We start from the raw sequence: 17840 nt of genomic DNA, 5'->3' as shown, positions 1-17840 counted from the left end.
GTGGGCGCGACGCGTCTCGCGCGCCGCCGTTCCCACCCCGTCAGTCTACAGTAGGCGCCCCCTCCGGGGGCGTGTCCAGCGCCCTTCGGGCGCCCACCCGGGAGGCGACCCCACATGTCCGCGCAGCAGACCTCCGCTCCCGCCGAGCCGGCGTCGACCGACGCCGGCGCCGGGCTCGTCTCGCGGCTGCGATCCCGACTGCCCGACCGCATCACACGCGCGACGCGCGTGCTGGCCTGGCTCGTGCTGATCAGCAACATCGTGATCGTCGGCACGGGCGGCCTCGTCCGCCTCACCGGCTCCGGCATGGGCTGCGAGACCTGGCCGTACTGCACGGCGGAATCCCTCGTCCCGACGCGCGAGCTCGGCATCCACGGCCTCATCGAGTTCGGCAACCGCACCCTCACCGGCGTGCTCGTCGTCGTCGCGCTCCTCGCCTTCCTCTCCGTCGTGCGGATGTGGCACACCCGCCCGGAACTCCCCCGTCTCACCCTCGCCGTCGGTATCGGCATCATCCTGCAGGCCGTCATCGGCGGCGTGACGGTGTGGCTGCACCTGCACCCGAGCATCGTGGGGCTGCACTACCTGGTGTCGGCGGCGCTCGTGGCGCTGTCGGCCGTCTACGTCGCGCGCGTCTACGCGCAGCCCGGCCCACGGCGCCGAGCCGTCCCCCGCCGGTACGCGATCCTCACGCACGTCACGAGCGCCGCCGTGCTCGTGACGGTGGTCATCGGCATCCTCCTCACCGGCTCCGGCCCCCACGCCGGCGACGACGCCGCGGCGCGCAACGGCCTGGACCCGATCTTCTGGCAGCACGTGCACAGCTGGCCCGCGTACGTGCTGTTCGCCCTCACGCTGGTGCTGTTCGCCGCCTCGTTCCGGATGCCGCAGGTTCTCCGCCTGCCGCTGTGGACGGGGCTGCTGCTCGGGATCGAGATCCTGCAGATCGCGGTCGGGCTGTGGCAGGCCCGCACCGGCCTTCCGATCGTGCTCGTGAACATCCACATGGTACTCGCGGTGTGCCTGGTCGCGGCGATGACCGCCGTCGTGATGCACCTGAAGGCGCCGCTCGCGGTGCTTCCGGCCGCGGACGGTTCCACAGCAGGCTCATAGCGGGCGCATCAGCCGTACCCTGGTGGTTCGCAGATAGTCGATGAGTCGCCGTGTGCGCGGTGACGTGACAGAAGGAGCTCTTCCATGCCCAACACCGCCCCCCGTCTGAGTCGCAGCATCCCGTTCTGGGTGCTCGTGGGCGGATCCGTCGTCGCGATCGGCGCCGGCACGTACCTGCTCGTCGACAAGCTCGGCACCATGGCCGCCACCCTCACCGATGGCACCGCGACCGGCGTCGAGGTGTACGCCGGTCAGATCTGGGCCGTGCTCGGCGCGATCCTCATCGGCGCGGGCCTCATCGGCCTCGCGCTCGCCCTGACCGTCGGCGCCGTGCGGACGCTGGTCCCCGTCGCGCCCGTCGAGGTCGTCGAGCCGCCGGCGTGGGAGGACGAGGTCGTCGTGGCCGAAGCGACCACGGTCGAGAGCGCTGTCGCCGAGCCCGAGGCGCCCACGCCCGTCGTGACGGACACCGCCGCCGCTGATGCCGCCGCGACGGATCCCGAGGCCCCGGCATCCGCCACCACCCCGGAGACGCCCGCGCGCTGACCCGTCCGCCGTACGACGGAGATCTGCAGTTCTTCGGACGATCGCATTCGATTCGGTCCGACGAACTGCAGATCTCCGTTGTTTTCAGCACGGTCGTAGGACCTGCTCAGTGGGCGCTGCGCGCCGACGTGGTGGCCGCCGTCGAGCACGACTCCCCACCGCGCTGCGGGAGCCGAAACTCCGGCATCCGTGGACAACCTCGCGGTTGGGGAGAGCGCGACGCGGCCGGACTCAGAAGGGCAGCAGCGGGTCGATCGCGATCGCGAGGAACAGGAGCGTCAAGTACGTGATCGAGGCGTGGAACACACGCATCGGCTTGATCTGCTCACCGCGCACGGCGCGGGCGTACAGCACGTGCGACTCGAAGATGAACCAGCCGCCGAACACGACGGCCGAGACGGTGTAGACGAGACCCATGCCGGCGACCGGAACGAGCAGCAGCGACGACGCGACCGTGGCCCACGCGTACAGGATGACCTGCAGACCGACCTGCAGTCCGTCCCGCGTCGCGCCGAGCATCGGGACGTCGGCCTCCTGGTAGTCGCCCTTGTACTTCATCGACAGCGGCCAGTAGTGCGGCGGGGTCCACAGGAATACCAGCAGGAACAGGATGAACGGCGGCCAGTCCAGCGACCCGGTGACCGCGGACCAGCCGATCAGCACCGGGAAGCATCCGGCGATGCCACCCCAGACGATGTTCTGCTCGGTGCGGCGCTTGAGGATGATCGTGTAGATGACGACGTAGAAGAAGATCGCGACGACGCTGAGGGTGGCCGCCAGCCAGTTCGTCGTCAGCAGCAGCCAGACGGTGGATGCCGCCGCGAGCGTCCATGCGAAGATCAGCGCGCCGCGGGGCGAGACCTCGCCGGTCACGAGCGGCCGGTTCTCGGTGCGGTGCATGTGCGCGTCGATGTCACGGTCGATGTACATGTTGAACGTCGCCGCCGACCCGGCGCTCATCGCGCCGCCGATCACCGTCGCCAGCACCAGCCACAGGTTCGGCATGCCGTTCTGCGCGAGGATCATCACCGGGACGGTCGTCACCAGCAGCAGTTCGAGGACGCGGGGCTTGGTGAGGGTGATGTAGGCCCGGACGGTGCGGCCGATGCTCTGCCGGGTCGCGGTGACCTCGCTCGCCCGTGTCGTCGTGATGTCCATCGCCCCTGCCGTCCGATCGTCGCCCCAAGTCTAGGTCATCCGCCCTCGTCAGACGGCGTCATGAAGCGGTGCGCATGGCCACCGGGGTATGCCGCTTCGATATGCTGAAGGCACCTGCGCGCGCGACGCCGACTCCTCCCCCCGGAAAAGATCCTGCGGCCGCGCACGTGCCCCGACGAAAGGCGACGAGTGTCAGATCTGCTGTGGGACGAGATCGATCGGCGCGCGGTGGACACCGCGCGGGTGCTGGCGGCGGATGCCGTGGAGAAGGTCGGCAACGGCCACCCCGGCACTGCGATGAGCCTGGCCCCGGCGGCCTACCTGCTGTATCAGCGGGTGCTGCGCCACGACCCGGCCGACACGCACTGGATCGGTCGCGACCGGTTCATCCTCTCGGCGGGTCACTCGTCGCTGACGCAGTACGTGCAGCTGTACCTGGGCGGGTTCGGTCTGGAGCTGAAGGACCTCGAGGCGCTGCGCACGTGGGGTTCGCTCACTCCGGGCCACCCGGAGTACGGGCACACGAAGGGCGTGGAGATCACGACCGGCCCGCTGGGGCAGGGACTGTCCTCCGCGGTCGGGTTCGCGTACGCGGCGCGCTACGAGCGCGGCCTGTTCGACCCGGAGGCGCCGGCGGGTGAGAGCCCGTTCGACCACTTCGTGTACGTGATCGCCGGTGACGGCGACCTGCAGGAGGGTGTCACCAGTGAGGCGTCGAGCCTGGCGGGTCACCAGGAGCTCGGCAACCTGATCGCGATCTACGACTCGAACCAGATCTCCATCGAGGACGACACCAACGTCGCGTTCACGGAGGATGTCGCCCAGCGCTACGACGCGTACGGCTGGCACGTGCAGACAGTGGACTGGAAGCGGACCGGCGAGTATGTCGAGGACGTCGCCGAGCTGTACGCGGCGATCCAGGCTGCGCAGGGCGTGACCGACAAGCCGTCGCTGATCATCCTCAAGACCATCATCGGGTGGCCCTCGCCCGGCAAGCAGAACACCGGCAAGATCCACGGCTCCGCCCTGGGCGCCGACGAGCTCGCCGCGACGAAGAAGGTGCTCGGGTTCGACCCGGAGCAGTCGTTCGTCGTTGCCGACGACGTCATCGCACACACCCGCAAGCTCGCCGAGCGTGCCGCCGAGGCGCGCGCCGCGTGGCAGGCGGACCTCGATGCGTGGGCTGCGGCGAACCCGGAGCGCAAGGCGCTGCTGGACCGCCTCGAGGCGGGCGCGCTGCCCGCGGACCTGTCCGCACCGACGTTCGAGGCCGGCAAGGACGTGTCCACCCGCGCCGCATCGGGTCAGGTCATCAACGCCCTCGCCGCGCAGCTCCCGGAGCTGTGGGGCGGGTCGGCGGACCTCGCCGAGTCGAACCTCACGACGATCAAGGATGCCAAGAGCTTCATCCCCGCGAAGTGGTCGACCCACGAGTGGTCGGGCGACCCGTACGGCCGGGTGCTGCACTTCGGCATCCGCGAGCACGCCATGGGCGCGATCGTCAACGGGATCAAGCTGCACGGTCCGACCCGCCCGTTCGGCGGCACGTTCCTGATCTTCAGCGACTACATGCGGCCCGCGGTGCGCCTGGCGGCGCTCATGGACATCCCGTCGGTGTTCGTGTGGACGCACGACTCCGTCGCGCTCGGCGAGGACGGCCCCACCCACCAGCCCATCGAGCAGCTGTCCACGCTGCGCCTCATCCCGAACTTCACCGTCGTCCGCCCCGCGGACGCGAACGAGACGTCCGCGGCGTGGCTGGAGATCGTCCGCCGCACCACGGGCGGCCCTGTCGGGATCGCGCTCACCCGTCAGAACATCCCCGTCTTCCCCCGCGGCGAGGACGGCTTCGCCACGACGGAGGGCGTCGCGAAGGGCGCATACGTGCTCATCGACGCCGACGGCGGCCAGCCCGACGTCATCCTCATCGCCACTGGCTCCGAGGTGCAGCTCGCCGTCCAGGCGCGCGCGACCCTCGCCGCCGAGGGCATCAAGGCCCGCGTCGTGTCGGCGCCGTCGCTGGAGTGGTTCGCGGAGCAGGATGCTGCGTACCGCGAGAGCGTGCTCCCGGCATCCGTCACCGCCCGCGTCTCGGTCGAGGCCGGCTCCACCCCGCTGTGGAAGACCGTCGTCGGCGACCGCGGCCGCTCCGTCGGCATCGACCACTTCGGTGCGTCCGCCGACTACAAGACCCTGTTCGAGAAGTTCGGCGTCACCGCCGACGCGGTCGTGGAAGCGGCTCGCGCAACTGTCAAGGAGAACGCATGAGCACCCCCACGCAGGACCTCGCCGACGCCGGCGTCAGCATCTGGCTGGACGACCTGTCGCGTCAGCGCATCACCACCGGCAACCTGCAGGAGCTCATCGAGACCCGCAACGTCGTCGGCGTCACCACCAACCCGACGATCTTCCAGGGCGCCATCTCGGCAGGCGTCGGCTACGAAGAGGCCATCGCGGCGCAGGCGATCGCCGGCGCCACGGCCGATGACGCGATCTTCGCGCTGACCACCACCGACGTGCGCGACGCGTGCGACATCTTCCGGCCGATCTACGACGCGACCGGCGGCGTCGACGGCCGCGTGTCGATCGAGGTCTCCCCCGACCTCGCCCACGACACCGCCGCGACCGTCGCCGAGGCCAAGAAGCTGCACGCCGCCGTCGACCGCCCGAACGTCCTCATCAAGATCCCCGCCACGAAGGCCGGCCTTCCCGCCATCACCGAGGTGATCGCGGCGGGCATCTCGGTCAACGTGACGCTCATCTTCTCGCTCGAGCGCTACGCCGCCGTCATCGACGCCTACCTGGCCGGGCTCGAGCAGGCCCGCTCGGCCGACGTCGAGCTGTCGACGATCCACTCGGTCGCGTCGTTCTTCGTCTCCCGCGTGGACACGGAGGTCGACAAGCGTCTCGCCGCCATCGGCACCGACGACGCGCTCGCGCTGAAGGGCCTCGCCGGCATCGCCAACGCGCGTCTCGCCTACGAGCTGTTCGAGCAGCGCTTCGCCGAGAAGCGCGCGCAGGACCTCGTATCGGCAGGCGCGAACCTGCAGCGTCCGCTCTGGGCGTCCACGGGCGTCAAGGACCCGGCCCTCCCCGACACGCTCTATGTCACCGAGCTCGTCGCGCCCGGCACCGTGAACACGATGCCCGAGAAGACGCTCCAGGCCACGTTCGACCACGGCGTCATCGCCGGCGACACCGTGACCGGCACGTATGCCGCGTCGCACCAGGTCTTCGACGACCTCGCCGCGGCCGGTGTCGACCTCGAGGACGTGACGCAGCTGCTCGAGGACGAGGGCGTGGACAAGTTCATCGCCTCGTGGCACGAGCTGCAGCAGACTGTCGCCACCGCGCTGGACGCCGCCGCGGAGAACGACCGGTGAGTTTCGAGATCCACGTCTCGGGTCACGTGCGGGCTGTCGTCGAGCGGGAGCTCCCCGGCCTCGTCGACAGCCTGATCGCCAGCGGCATCACCGCCGGCGACGCGGACCTGTGGGGCCCCGACGCCGCCGCAGAAGCGGCGCGGCGCCTGGGCTGGGTGGACGCCGTCACGGTGTCGCGCCCCCTCGTGCCCGAGATCCTGGCGCTGCGTGAGGACCTGCTCGCCCGGGGCCTCACCCGCGTCGTGCTCGCCGGGATGGGCGGGTCGTCGCTCGCACCCGAGGTCATCGCGCAGACCGCCGGAGTCCCGCTGGTCATCCTCGATTCGACCGACCCCGGCCAGGTGCTGGCCGCCATCGACGGTGACGCCGAATCGGGCGGGCTCGCCCAGACGGTGCTCGTGGTGGCCTCCAAGTCCGGCTCGACCGTCGAAACCGACTCGGCGCGTCGCGCGTTCGAGGCGGCGTGGAGCGACCTCGGCATCGACCCCGCCGAGCGCATCGTCGTGGTCACCGACCCCGGCTCGCCGCTCGAGGAGTCCGCGCGTGCCGCGGGCTACCGCGTCTTCACGGCGGATCCGAACGTCGGCGGGCGGTACTCCGCCCTGACGGCGTTCGGCCTCGTTCCGTCGGGACTGGCCGGTGTCGACATCGACGAACTGCTCGACGAAGCGGAGGCGACACTGCTCGAGGTCGCCATCGACGACCCCCGCAACCCCGCGCTGGTGCTCGCCGCCGCGATCGCCGGCACGGCAGCGAACGGCGCACGCCGCGACAAGCTCGGCCTCGTCAGCGACGGCACCCACATCGTGGGCCTGCCCGACTGGATCGAGCAGCTCGTGGCCGAGTCGACCGGCAAGAACGGCACCGGCATCCTGCCCGTCGTGCTGCTGCCGGTCTCCCCCGAGGTCGAGCAGACGCCGCACGACGTGCAGATCGTCCGTCTCGTCGACGACGCGGTGCACTTCCGGATCCTCGAGCAGTATCCGGGTGAGGTGCTGATCAGCGGCTCACTCGGCGCGCAGTTCGTCGTGTGGGAGTACGCGACGGCGATCGCGGGACGGATGCTGGGGATCAACCCGTTCGACCAGCCCGACGTCGAGTCGGCGAAGGAGGCCGCGCGCGGGCTCCTCGACGCCCGCCCGCCGGCGCGGCCGGCGGCGTTCGCGGCCGACGGCGTCGAGGCGCGCGTCTCCGACCCCGCCCTCGCCGCCTCCGGCACCCTCGCCGGCGTGCTCGAGGCGCTGTGGCAGCGCCTGGGCGACGGCGGCTACGTCGCGGTGCAGGCCTACCTCGATCGCACCGCCGTGCCGCAGCTGGCCGGCATCCGCGAACTGATCGCCGCCGACACCGGCCGCCCCACCACCTTCGGCTGGGGTCCCCGGTTCCTGCACTCCACCGGCCAGTACCACAAGGGCGGACCGGCGACCGGCGTGTTCGTCCAGATCCTGGGCTCGGGCGAGATCGATCTCGAGATCCCCGGCAGGCCCTTCACCTTCGGGCAGCTGATCGCCGCTCAGGCCGCCGGCGACGCCGACGTCCTCGTCGCGCACGGCCGCCCCGTCATCACCCTGACCCTGACCGACCCGCAGGCCGACGTGCTGTCGCTGTTCGAAGCAGCGCAGTAGTCGCACCCCGCTAGGAGCTCCCCTCGATGACTGCCGAAATCTCGCGCGGCCACAATCCGCTGCGCGATCCCGAGGATCGGCGCCTGAACCGCATCGCCGGTCCCAGCGCGCTCGTGATCTTCGGCGTGACGGGCGACCTGTCCCGCAAGAAGCTCATGCCCGCCGTGTACGACCTCGCGAACCGGGGTCTCCTGCCACCCGGGTTCGCGCTGGTCGGCTTCGCGCGCCGCGACTGGGAAGACCAGGACTTCGCGAACGTCGTCCACGACGCCGTCCGCCAGCATGCGCGCACGCCGTTCCGTGAGGAGACGTGGAAGCAGCTGCTGCAGGGCATCCGCTTCGTCTCCGGCGAGTTCGGCGACGACGACGCGTTCCGCCGGCTGCGCGAGACGGTCGAGAAGCTCGACGTCGAACGCGGCACCATGGGCAACCACGCGTTCTACCTCTCGATCCCGCCGCGCGACTTCCCCATCGTCGCGAAGCAGCTGAAGGACTCCGGACTTGTCGACGACCGGTCCAACAACCCCGACGCGTGGCGTCGCGTCGTCATCGAGAAGCCGTTCGGCAGCGATCTGCAGACGGCGCGTGAGCTGAACGCCGCGCTCGAGGTCGCCTTCCCGGCCGACTCGATCTTCCGCATCGACCACTACCTCGGCAAGGAGACGGTGCAGAACATCCTCGCGCTGCGCTTCGCCAACGAGCTGTACGAGCCGATCTGGAACGCCAACTACGTCGACCACGTGCAGATCACGATGGCCGAGGACATCGGCGTCGGCGGCCGCGCGGGCTACTACGACGGCATCGGCGCGGCACGCGACGTCATCCAGAACCACCTCCTGCAGCTTCTGGCGCTGACCGCCATGGAGGAGCCGATCTCCATGGACGCGAAGGACCTGCGCGCCGAGAAGGAGAAGGTCCTGGCGGCGGTGCGTCTGCCGGCCGACCTGTCGACGGCGTCGGCGCGCGGGCAGTACGGCGGCGGCTGGCAGGGCGGCGAGAAGGTCACCGCCTTCCTCGAGGAGGACGGCATGAACCCGCAGTCCACGACCGAGACGTATGCCGCGGTCAAGCTCGAGATCGCCACGCGCCGCTGGGCGGGCGTGCCGTTCTACCTGCGCACCGGCAAGCGCCTCGGTCGCCGCGTCACCGAGATCGCGGTCGTGTTCAAGCGAGCGCCGCAGCACCTGTTCCAGCGCAACCAAACGCTCGAGCTCGGCCAGAATGCGCTCGTCATCCGCGTGCAGCCCGATGAGGGCGTGACGATCCGCTTCGGCTCGAAGGTGCCGGGCGCGGCGAACGAAGTGCGCGACGTGACGATGGACTTCGGCTACGGCCACGCCTTCACCGAGTCGAGCCCGGAGGCGTACGAGCGCCTCATCCTCGACGTCCTGCTCGGCGACCCGCCGCTGTTCCCCCGCCATGAGGAGGTGGAGCTGTCGTGGAAGATCCTCGATCCGATCGAGGAGTTCTGGGCAGCCCAGGGCGGCCCGCTCGAGCAGTACTCCCCCGGATCGTGGGGTCCCCCGTCCGCCGATGAGCTCTTGGCCCGTGACGGCCGCGTCTGGAGGCGCCCGTGATCGTCGACCTGCCCGACACCACGGTGTCGAAAATCGCCCGCTCGCTCGTCAGTGTGCGTGAAGAGGGCGGCGCCGTCGCTCTCGGCCGCGTGCTGACGCTGGTCATCGTGACGACGCACGGCCTGCAGGAAGAGGCCATCGAGGCCGCCAACGACGCCTCGCGCGAGCACCCGATGCGCGTCATCGTGCTGATCGCGAGCACCGAGGGCGAGTCGAAGCTCGACGCCCAGATCCGTGTCGGCGGCGACGCCGGCGCGAGCGAGGTCGTCGTGCTGCGCGCCTACGGCGAAGCGGCCGGCAACCAGGAGGGTCTCGTCACGGGGCTGCTCCTCCCCGACGCCCCAGTGGTGGCGTGGTGGCCGGACTTCCCGCCGGCGGTGCCGGCGGCATCCGACATCGGCCGCATGGCACAGCGTCGCATCACCGACGCGTCGACCAAGCCCTACGCGAGCGACCGGCTCTCGCAGCTGGGCGCCTCGTACGCCCCCGGCGACACCGACCTCGCATGGACCCGGCTCACCCACTGGCGCGAACAGCTGGCGGCGGTGCTGGACCAGCCCCCGTACGAGCCGGTGAGGGCCGTCGAGGTCGTCGGCGCCGGCAGCTCGCCCTCGACGGGCCTGCTCGCGGCATGGCTGCGCCTGAAGCTCGACGTGCCCGTGGCGTGGCGCTACTCGCCGCCCGAGGAGTGGGAGCACGGCATCCAGAAGGTGCGACTGACGCGCGCGAGCGGCGACATCGTGCTGGAGCGCAGCAACGACATCGACGCGACGCTGACCCAGCCCGGTCAGCCCTCGCACGACATCGTCCTGCCGCGACGGACGCTCCGGGAGTGCCTCGCCGAAGAGCTGCGCCGACTCGATCCCGACCTCCTGTATGGTCGAGTGATCACGGAGGGATGGGGGCTCATCGGGGCCCCGGCCACCGCCGAATCCTAGGAGTTCCGATGGCGCAATTGTGGACGGCGAAGCGGGTCGTGATCAGTCCCGATGCGCCGACTCTGGCGGATGCGGTGGCCTCCCGGCTGCTCTCGCGACTGGCCAAGCGGTCCGCGGCGGGCAAGACCTCCCACCTCGCGCTCGCGGGTGGCGCCATCGGCACCGCCGTGCTGCGCGCCGCGGGCGATCATGCGTCCGGTCATGACATCGACTGGTCGCTCGTCCATTTCTGGTGGGGCGATGAGGTGTTCGCGCCGCGCGCCGACGCGGAGCGGCACGAGCAGGCGGCGCGCGCCGCGCTGATCGATCGGATCGATGTGCCCGCGCGGAACGTGCACGCCATCGCCGGTGCCGATGAGGCGACGGATCAGGATGCCGCGGCCGCCGCCTACGCCGCCGAGCTCGCTCGCTTCGGCGAGGACGATCGGCCCTGGCCGGATTTCTACGTCTGCTTCCTCGGCGTCGGATCCGACGGGCACATCGCGTCGCTGTTCCCCGACCGCTCGGCGATCCAGCTGACCGACCGCAGCGTCGTGGCGGTGCGCGAAGCACCCAAGCCCCCGGCCGAGCGGATCACCCTGACCCGGCCGGTCATCAATTCGGCGCGCTGCGTGTGGCTCGTCGTCTCGGGCAGTGACAAGGCGGCGGCGCTGGGGCTCGCCCTCGCGGGGGCGAGCTACGAGACGGTGCCCGCCGCGGGCGCGAAGGGACGCAAGCGCACGCTCTTCTTCGTCGACGAGGCCGCGGCCGTGGGTGTCCCGCCCGAGCTCATCGACCAGGACTTTTGAGCCGAGCCGTATCAATGCGCGCGGAGCCGGCGTTGATACGGCTGCGGCTCAAGGTTGAGCGAGGAGCGCAGCGACGAGTCGAAACCCTCGCGCCTCACCTCAGGAGCGCAGCGAGGAGCCGAAACCCCTCGAGTCGGAGCCGCCGCCGCACCGAGGGGCGCGTGACTAGCTCTGGCCGCGACGGTCGCGCAGCTGCTGCAGCGCGTCCTCGAGGAGGGCGTCGGCCTCTTCCTCAGTGCGACGCTCCTTCACGTAGGCCAGGTGCGTCTTGTACGGCTCGGTCTTGGCGAGCGCCGGCGGGTTCTCCTTGTCACGCCCGGCGGGAAGGCCGGAGTGCGGCGAGTCGATGACCTCGGGGATCTCCTCCTCGGCGATGCCCGCCGCGAAGTAGCGGACGGTCTCGTTGCCGAGGGCGTCCCAGTACGACACCGCGATGCGGTCGGCGTGGTGCCCGTGGTCCTGCTCGCCCATGGGTCCGGCACCGACACGGGTGCCGCGGATTGCGTTTCCTCCGGTGGCCATCAGATCCCCTGGAACTTGGTGATGAGGCCCAGCGCGACGATCGCGACGAACCAGATGAGAGCGAGGACGACCGTGAATCGGTTGAGGTTGCGCTCGGCCAGACCCGAAGACCCCAGCGCGGAGCTCATGCCGCCGCCGAACATGTCGGAGAGACCGCCACCGCGTCCCTTGTGCAGCAGGATCAGGAGGGTCAACAGGAGGCTGGTGATGCCCAGCAGCACCTGCAGCACGAACTCAAGGATGTCCACAGTCGATGAAGCCTTTCGCGGCGCCGCGTCAGGGCGCACAAAGGTCGAGTATACCGGTCGGGGGCACCTCGACGGATGAGGCGCCCCCGACCGACGGCGTCAGACGCCGACGTGCTTCTGGTAGCGGATGATGGCGGCGAACTCGTCGGCGACGAGGCTCGCTCCCCCCACCAGTGCACCGTCGACGTCGGGCTCGCGCATAAAGCTGGCGATGTTGCCCGACTTCACCGATCCGCCGTACAGGATGCGCGTGCGCGCCGCCGCATCCGCACCGAGCTTGTCGGCGACGACCTGGCGCACGGCGGCACAGACCTCCTGCGCCTGCTCGGGCGAGGCCACCTGACCGGTGCCGATCGCCCAGACGGGCTCGTAGGCCACGACGATGTCGGCGTCGGCCGGCACGCCCTCAAGCGCCACCTGCAGCTGCGCAACCGACACCGCGGTGGGGCCGGACTCCTCACGCTGCTCCAGCGTCTCGCCGACGCAGATGACGGGGACGAGCCCGTGCCTCAGTGCGGCCTGCACCTTGGCGGCGACGATCTCGTCGGTCTCGTGGTGGTACTCGCGACGCTCGGAGTGCCCGATGATCACGTAGCGGCAGGCCAGCTTGCTCAGGAACGCGCCGGAGATCTCCCCGGTGTACGCCCCCGCGTCGTGCATCGACAGGTCCTGCGCGCCCAGCGCGAACGGGATCTTGTCGGCGTCAAGCAGCGTCTGCACGGTGCGCAGGTCGGTGTACGGCGGGAAGACCGCCACCTCGACCGAGCCGTCTTCGTGACCGGCATCCTTCAGCGTCCAGTGCAGCTTCTGCACGAACGCGACCGCCTGCAGGTGGTCGAGGTTCATCTTCCAGTTGCCGGCGATGAGCGGTGTGCGCGCCATCAGGCCTCCCATCCCAGGATCTCCAGCCCGGGGAGCTTCTTGCCCTCCAGGAACTCCAGGCTCGCGCCGCCGCCGGTCGAGATGTGACCGAACCGGTCGTCCGCGAAGCCGAGCTGACGCACCGCCGCCGCGGAATCGCCGCCGCCGACGACCGACAGTCCGTCGACCTCGGTGAGCGCCTGCGCGATGGCCTTGGTGCCGGCGGCGAACGCCGGCATCTCGAACACGCCCATGGGACCGTTCCAGAAGACCGTCTTCGACCCGCGGATCGCGTCAGCGAAGATCGTCGCCGTCTCCGGGCCGATGTCCAGGCCCATCCCGTCGGCGCCGAAGGGCGTGTCCTCCAGCGCGTCAGCCGCCGCGACGACGTGGTCGGCGTCAGCCGCGAAGCCCGACGCCATGACGGCGTCGACCGGAAGGATCAGCTCGACGCCCTTCTCGGCCGCCGCACTGATGTAGCCCTTGACGGTGTCGATCTGGTCGGCCTCGAGCAGGCTCTTTCCCACCTTGTGGCCCTGCGCGGCGAGGAACGTGAACAGCATCCCGCCACCGACGAGGATCTTGTCGGCGCGCGGCAACAGGTGCTCGATGACGCCCAGCTTGTCGCTGACCTTCGAGCCGCCGAGGACGACGGCGTACGGGCGCTCCGGGTTCTCGGTCAGGCGGTCGAGGACGTCGACCTCCTTTTCGATGAGGAAGCCCGCCGCGGACGGCAGCAGCTCGGCCAGCTCGTAGACCGAGGCCTGCTTGCGGTGCACGACGCCGAAGCCGTCGGAGACGAGGGCGTCGCCGAGGGCGGCGAGCTGCTCGGCGAACGCGCGGCGTTCCCCGGCATCCTTCGCCGTCTCCCCCGGGTTGAACCGGAGGTTCTCGATGACGGCGACGTCCCCGTCTTCGAGAGCGGCGACGGCGTCGCGCGCGGAGTCGCCGACGGTGTCGCGCGCGAACGCGACCGGCGTGCCGAGCAGCTCCGACAGCCGCTGGGCGACAGGCGCGAGGCTGTACTTCGCGTCGGGGGCGCCGTCGGGACGGCCCAGGTGCGAGCACGCGATGACGCGCGCGCCCTGGTTGATGAGGTGATTGAGGGTGGGAAGAGCCGCCCGGATACGGCCATCGTCCGTGATGACGCCCTCTTTCAGGGGGACGTTGAAGTCAACACGGACGATGACGCGCTTACCGGCCAGCGAACCCAGCGAATCGAGGGTGCGCAGAGCCATGGGGTGCCTCAGAGCTTGCTGGCGACGAGCTCGGTGAGGTCGACGAGACGGTTCGAGTAGCCCCACTCGTTGTCGTACCAGGACGACACCTTGACGAGGTTGCCCGAGACGTTGGTCTGACCGGCGTCGAACACCGACGAGTGCGGGTCGAGCTGGATGTCGCTGGAGACGATCGCGTCCTCGGTGTACTTGAGGTAGCCGACGAGGGGACCCTCGGCGGCGGCCTTCTTGTACGCCTCGTTGATCTGCTCGACGGTCAGGCCCTCGGTCGGGGTGATGATCGTGAGGTCGACGATGGAGCCGGTGGGCACCGGGACGCGGTACGACGAGCCGGAGAGCTTGCCGTTGAGCTCGGGCAGCACGAGGCCGATCGCCTTGGCGGCACCGGTGGAGGCCGGCACGATGTTGATCGCGGCGGCGCGGGCGCGGTGCAGGTCGCTGTGCGGACCGTCCTGCAGGTTCTGGTCGGCGGTGTACGCGTGCGCCGTCATCATGAAGCCGCGCTCGATGCCGAAGTTGTCGTTGAAGACCTGGGCCAGCGGCGCGAGGCAGTTCGTGGTGCACGACGCGTTGGAGATGATGTGCATCGTCTCGGAGTCGTACGAGTCGTCGTTGACGCCCATGACGAACGTGCCGTCGACGTCGGTGCCGGGCGCGGAGATGATGACCTTCTTCGCCCCGCCGTCGATGTGCTTGCGCGCGTCGACAGCCTTGGTGAAGCGGCCCGTGGACTCGATGACGACGTCCACGCCGAGCTCGCCCCAGGGGAGGTTCGCGGGGTCGCGCTCTTCGAAGACCTTGATGGCCTTGCCGTTGACGGTGATGGAGTCTGCGTCGTACGAGACCTCGGCGTCCAGGCGTCCGCCGACGGAGTCGTACTTGAGGAGGTGGGCGAGGGTCTTGTTGTCGGTGAGGTCGTTCACCGCCACGATGTCGAGGTCCGCACCCTGCTCGAGAGCCGCGCGGAGGAAGTTACGTCCGATGCGGCCGAAGCCGTTGATTCCGATCTTGACAGACACGTTGTCTCCCGGTTCTTGTCGCGCCGGTGACGCCAACTGGACGCACCGCGATCGCGATCTCTGCGAAATGGAAAAGGATGCCGGGTCTCCCCGTTACCGGGCGGGACCCGGCATCCTCACCTGGTCACGACACTACTACTAGACAAGTCCCGCCGTCTTGTCGCGAGCCGTCGAAAAGCGCTCCGCGACGTTGGACCAGTTCGCGATGTTCCAGACCGCCTTGACGTAGTCCGCCTTGACGTTGAGGTAGTCGAGGTAGAAGGCGTGCTCCCACATGTCGAGCTGGAAGATCGGCACCGTCCCCTGGGCGGTGTTGGACTGCTGGTCGAACAGCTGCTGGATGATCAGCTGCTGGCCGATGACGTCCCAGCTGAGCACGGCCCAGCCGGAGCCCTGGATGCCGGTCGCGGCGGCGGTGAAGTGCGCCTGGAACTTGTCGAAGCCGCCGAAGAACTCGTCGATCGCCGCCGCGAGCTCGCCCTCGGGCTTTCCGCCGCCGCCGTCGTTCGCCGGCGCGAGGTTCGTCCAGAAGATCGAGTGGTTGACGTGACCGCCGAGGTTGAACGCGAGGTCCTTCTCGAGCTTGCTGACGTTCGCCAGGTTGCCGGTCTCGCGGGCCTCGGCGAGCTGCTCGAGGGCGGTGTTGGCACCGGTCACGTAGGCCTGGTGGTGCTTGTCGTGGTGCAGCTGCATGATCTTGCCGCTGATGTGCGGCTCGAGCGCTGCGAAATCGTAGGGGAGGTCGGGCAGTGTGTACTTCGCCATGTTCTCTTCTTCCTGTCGTCGGCGCCGCAGCAGACACTGCAGCGATGGGACGTTGCCATCCTATTGAGGTGCAACGCCCGCGTCAGGAGGTTGTTCCCGTCATCGCGGCGGATGCCGGGAATGCGCGATGGCGGCGCGGTCAGTCCTCGAGGCCCTCGGGCACGGCGGCGTCGGTGCCGGGGATGCCGTCCTGCGTAGCCTTCTTGTCGGCCATGGCGAGCAACCGGCGGATGCGACCGGCCACGGCATCCTTCGTCAACGGCGGGTCGGCGTGGTGGCCGAGCTCGTCCAGGCTCGCGTCGCGGTGGGCCAGGCGCAGCTCCCCCGCCTCGCGCAGGTGCTCGGGCACCTCGTCGCCGAGGATCTCCAGGGCGCGTTCGACGCGTGCGCAGGCGGCGACGGCGGCCTGCGCCGAACGGCGCAGGTTCGCGTCGTCGAAGTTCACCAGGCGGTTGACGCCCGCGCGCACCTCGCGGCGCTGCCGCTGCTCCTCCCACGCCTGCGCCGTGCGGGTGGCCCCCATCTCGGCCAGCGCGACGCGGATGGCCTCGCCGTCGCGCACGACGACGCGCGGAACGCCGCGCACCTCGCGCGCCTTCGCCGCGATGCCCAGGCGATGACCGGCACCGACGAGCGCCATGGCGGCCTCACCGGACGGGCAGGAGATCTCCAGTGCCGCCGACCGGCCAGGATCCGACAGGGCGCCGGCGGCGAGGAACGCTCCGCGCCAGACGGCCGCCAGGTCGTGCCGGGCGCCGGTGGTCAGCTTGTTGGGCAGGCCGCGCACCGGGCGACGGCGCGCGTCGAGCAGACCGGTCTGGCGGGCGAGGGTCTCGCCGCCGTCGATCACGCGGACCGCGAAGTGGCCACCGACGCGTCCGCTCGCCCCGCCCGACGCCTGCACGCGGTGCAGCTCGGGACGCACGCCGTACAGTTCCATGATGTCGCGCGCGACGCGGCGGGCCAGCGGGTCGGTCTCCAGTTCGGCCTCGACCGCGACGCGTCCGGCGATGGAGTGCAGGCCCCCGGAGAAGCGCAGGATCGCGGTCAGTTCCGCCACGCGAGCCGTGGGACGAGGGTCGCGGATCGCGGCCAGCTCGGTCTTCACGTCTGCAGTCGGCGACACGGCGATCCTTCGGTCGAAGCGGGGGGGGAACGAGAGACCAGCCTACTCGCGCCCGAGGTCCCGATGCTTCACGCGGACGGCGACCCCGGGCAGCTCCGCCAGCCGGTCGGCGAGTTCCAGGGTCGTCACGACGGAGCGATGCTTGCCGCCGGTGCATCCGATCGCGAGCACGGAGTGCCGCTTGTTCTCGCGCTGGTACCCCTCCAGCACGGGGCGCAGCGCGAGGGCGTACGCGTCGATGAACTCGCGTGCGCCGGGCTGCGCCAGCACATAGTCGCGCACCGACTCCTCCTCGCCGGTGTGGCCCTTCAGCTCCGGGATCCAGAACGGATTCGGGAGGAACCTCATGTCGGCGACGAGATCGACGTCGGTGGGCAGTCCGTACTTGAACCCGAAGCTCATCACCGTGATGGTGTGCCGCGCGGCGCCCTCTTCGCTGAACAGGTCGACGACGCGCGTGGCCAACTGGTGGATGTTCATGGCACTCGTGTCGATGATGACGTCGGCGCCTTCGCGGATCGCGGCGACCCGCTCGCGCTCGCGACGGATGCCGTCGAGGATCGTGCCGTCGCCCTGCAGCGGATGCGGGCGGCGGACCGACTCGAACCGGCGCACCAGCACGTCGTCGGACGCATCGAGGAAGAGCACGCGCACGGGACGACCACCGCGCAGCGCGCTGGTGACCGCGGGCAGCGCCCGGAACAGCTCCCGCCCGCGGACGTCGACGACGGCGGCGATCTTCGGCAGGGCGCCGCCGGCCAGCTCCGTCAGCTCCAGCAGCGGGCCGAGCATCTGCGGCGGGAGGTTGTCGACGACGTACCAGTCGAGGTCCTCCAGAGCGTTGGCGGCCGTCGTCCGCCCCGCGCCCGACATGCCTGTGACGATGAGGACCTCGCCGGCCGGCTGGTCGTCTGCCACGTTCCCTCCCCAGAT

The 17840-nt window shown here is 70.1% G+C and carries 17 protein-coding genes; 8 read left to right on the top strand and 9 right to left on the bottom strand.

The genetic code is table 11. From position 1 onward, the window contains the following. The first annotated feature begins 114 nt into the window (after positions 1–114). Together ACPYN4_RS03475 and ACPYN4_RS03470 are read left to right on the top strand one after the other, a co-directional pair. Positions 115–1113 (top strand): COX15/CtaA family protein, encoded by a 999-nt coding sequence (locus ACPYN4_RS03475; RefSeq protein WP_424445622.1) that lies wholly within the window; start codon positions 115–117, stop codon positions 1111–1113. 84 nt (positions 1114–1197) lie between these two features. After that, entirely contained in the window at positions 1198–1659 is a 462-nt protein-coding gene (locus tag ACPYN4_RS03470) for a dinucleotide-utilizing enzyme (protein WP_424445621.1), read from the top strand. A 231-nt stretch (positions 1660–1890) separates the two neighbouring features. Here the strand turns inward: ACPYN4_RS03470 and ACPYN4_RS03465 are convergent, their stop codons facing one another. Then, positions 1891–2817 (bottom strand): heme o synthase, encoded by a 927-nt coding sequence (locus ACPYN4_RS03465; protein WP_239281357.1) that lies wholly within the window; start codon positions 2815–2817, stop codon positions 1891–1893. A 189-nt stretch (positions 2818–3006) separates the two neighbouring features. Here ACPYN4_RS03465 and tkt point away from each other — a divergent pair, with 189 nt between their 5' ends. The 6 genes from tkt to pgl are packed head-to-tail and all read left to right on the top strand — an operon-like array spanning position 3007 to position 11128. Beyond that, positions 3007–5085, top strand: a complete 2079-nt coding sequence (tkt, locus tag ACPYN4_RS03460) for a transketolase (protein WP_239281356.1) — start codon at positions 3007–3009, stop codon at positions 5083–5085. Further along, positions 5082–6200: a transaldolase gene (gene tal, locus ACPYN4_RS03455; RefSeq protein ID WP_281652325.1), complete on the top strand. Its 1119-nt coding sequence runs from the start codon at positions 5082–5084 to the stop codon at positions 6198–6200. Before tkt ends, tal begins: the two co-directional genes overlap by 4 nt. Beyond that, positions 6197–7825: a glucose-6-phosphate isomerase gene (locus ACPYN4_RS03450; RefSeq protein ID WP_239281354.1), complete on the top strand. Its 1629-nt coding sequence runs from the start codon at positions 6197–6199 to the stop codon at positions 7823–7825. Before tal ends, ACPYN4_RS03450 begins: the two co-directional genes overlap by 4 nt. Positions 7826–7851: 26 nt before the next feature. Then, positions 7852–9402 carry a glucose-6-phosphate dehydrogenase gene (gene zwf, locus ACPYN4_RS03445; RefSeq protein WP_281652326.1) on the top strand — a complete coding sequence of 517 codons (1551 nt, stop codon included), beginning with the start codon at positions 7852–7854 and terminating at the stop codon, positions 9400–9402. After that, the gene (locus ACPYN4_RS03440) at positions 9399–10340 is read left to right on the top strand and encodes a glucose-6-phosphate dehydrogenase assembly protein OpcA (RefSeq protein WP_424445620.1); all 942 of its coding nucleotides are present in this window, start codon (positions 9399–9401) and stop codon (positions 10338–10340) included. Before zwf ends, ACPYN4_RS03440 begins: the two co-directional genes overlap by 4 nt. An 8-nt stretch (positions 10341–10348) precedes the next feature. Next, the gene (pgl, locus tag ACPYN4_RS03435) at positions 10349–11128 is read left to right on the top strand and encodes a 6-phosphogluconolactonase (protein ID WP_239281351.1); all 780 of its coding nucleotides are present in this window, start codon (positions 10349–10351) and stop codon (positions 11126–11128) included. Positions 11129–11293: 165 nt separating this feature from the next. On the opposite strand, the gene ACPYN4_RS03430 is transcribed toward pgl, so the two are convergent. The 8 genes from ACPYN4_RS03430 to rapZ all read right to left on the bottom strand — a co-directional run bounded on the left by ACPYN4_RS03430 (position 11294) and on the right by rapZ (position 17825). Beyond that, positions 11294–11650 carry an RNA polymerase-binding protein RbpA gene (locus ACPYN4_RS03430; RefSeq protein WP_076690985.1) on the bottom strand — a complete coding sequence of 119 codons (357 nt, stop codon included), beginning with the start codon at positions 11648–11650 and terminating at the stop codon, positions 11294–11296. Further along, positions 11650–11898, bottom strand: a complete 249-nt coding sequence (secG, locus tag ACPYN4_RS03425; RefSeq protein ID WP_076690986.1) for a preprotein translocase subunit SecG — start codon at positions 11896–11898, stop codon at positions 11650–11652. Before secG ends, ACPYN4_RS03430 begins: the two co-directional genes overlap by 1 nt. A 99-nt stretch (positions 11899–11997) precedes the next feature. Beyond that, on the bottom strand, positions 11998–12780 hold the full coding sequence (tpiA, locus tag ACPYN4_RS03420; RefSeq protein ID WP_239281350.1) for a triose-phosphate isomerase: 783 nt from the start codon (positions 12778–12780) through the stop codon (positions 11998–12000). Next, positions 12780–13997 carry a phosphoglycerate kinase gene (locus ACPYN4_RS03415; RefSeq protein ID WP_239281349.1) on the bottom strand — a complete coding sequence of 406 codons (1218 nt, stop codon included), beginning with the start codon at positions 13995–13997 and terminating at the stop codon, positions 12780–12782. The genes tpiA and ACPYN4_RS03415 overlap by 1 nt, the downstream gene beginning before the upstream one ends. An 8-nt stretch (positions 13998–14005) precedes the next feature. Next, positions 14006–15016, bottom strand: coding sequence for a type I glyceraldehyde-3-phosphate dehydrogenase (gap, locus tag ACPYN4_RS03410; protein ID WP_315550097.1), 1011 nt, complete (start codon positions 15014–15016; stop codon positions 14006–14008). Between the two features lie 138 nt (positions 15017–15154). Beyond that, positions 15155–15781 carry a superoxide dismutase gene (locus ACPYN4_RS03405; RefSeq protein WP_424445619.1) on the bottom strand — a complete coding sequence of 209 codons (627 nt, stop codon included), beginning with the start codon at positions 15779–15781 and terminating at the stop codon, positions 15155–15157. A 139-nt stretch (positions 15782–15920) separates the two neighbouring features. Further along, on the bottom strand, positions 15921–16907 hold the full coding sequence (gene whiA / locus ACPYN4_RS03400; RefSeq protein ID WP_424445618.1) for a DNA-binding protein WhiA: 987 nt from the start codon (positions 16905–16907) through the stop codon (positions 15921–15923). 42 nt (positions 16908–16949) lie between these two features. After that, positions 16950–17825: an RNase adapter RapZ gene (rapZ, locus tag ACPYN4_RS03395; protein ID WP_424445617.1), complete on the bottom strand. Its 876-nt coding sequence runs from the start codon at positions 17823–17825 to the stop codon at positions 16950–16952. Between the last annotated feature and the right edge of the window lie 15 nt (positions 17826–17840).

It is taken from the genome of Microbacterium sp. CH-015, from assembly GCF_049707015.1.
Classification (GTDB): domain Bacteria; phylum Actinomycetota; class Actinomycetes; order Actinomycetales; family Microbacteriaceae; genus Microbacterium; species Microbacterium aurum.
Note: the sequence above shows the minus strand (reverse complement) of the source record. Positions and strands in the feature narration are given on the sequence as shown.

Excerpts from the sequence above, each read along its gene's own strand:
- ACPYN4_RS03475 (WP_424445622.1), top strand. The coding sequence starts at position 115 with ATGTCCGCGCAGCAGACCTCCGCTCCCGCCGAGCCGGCGTCGACCGAC.
- ACPYN4_RS03470 (WP_424445621.1), top strand. The coding sequence starts at position 1,198 with ATGCCCAACACCGCCCCCCGTCTGAGTCGCAGCATCCCGTTCTGGGTG.
- ACPYN4_RS03465 (WP_239281357.1), bottom strand. The coding sequence starts at position 2,817 with ATGGACATCACGACGACACGGGCGAGCGAGGTCACCGCGACCCGGCAG.
- tal (WP_281652325.1), top strand. The coding sequence starts at position 5,082 with ATGAGCACCCCCACGCAGGACCTCGCCGACGCCGGCGTCAGCATCTGG.
- zwf (WP_281652326.1), top strand. The coding sequence starts at position 7,852 with ATGACTGCCGAAATCTCGCGCGGCCACAATCCGCTGCGCGATCCCGAG.
- pgl (WP_239281351.1), top strand. The coding sequence starts at position 10,349 with ATGGCGCAATTGTGGACGGCGAAGCGGGTCGTGATCAGTCCCGATGCG.
- ACPYN4_RS03430 (WP_076690985.1), bottom strand. The coding sequence starts at position 11,650 with ATGGCCACCGGAGGAAACGCAATCCGCGGCACCCGTGTCGGTGCCGGA.
- tpiA (WP_239281350.1), bottom strand. The coding sequence starts at position 12,780 with ATGGCGCGCACACCGCTCATCGCCGGCAACTGGAAGATGAACCTCGAC.
- ACPYN4_RS03415 (WP_239281349.1), bottom strand. The coding sequence starts at position 13,997 with ATGGCTCTGCGCACCCTCGATTCGCTGGGTTCGCTGGCCGGTAAGCGC.
- ACPYN4_RS03405 (WP_424445619.1), bottom strand. The coding sequence starts at position 15,781 with ATGGCGAAGTACACACTGCCCGACCTCCCCTACGATTTCGCAGCGCTC.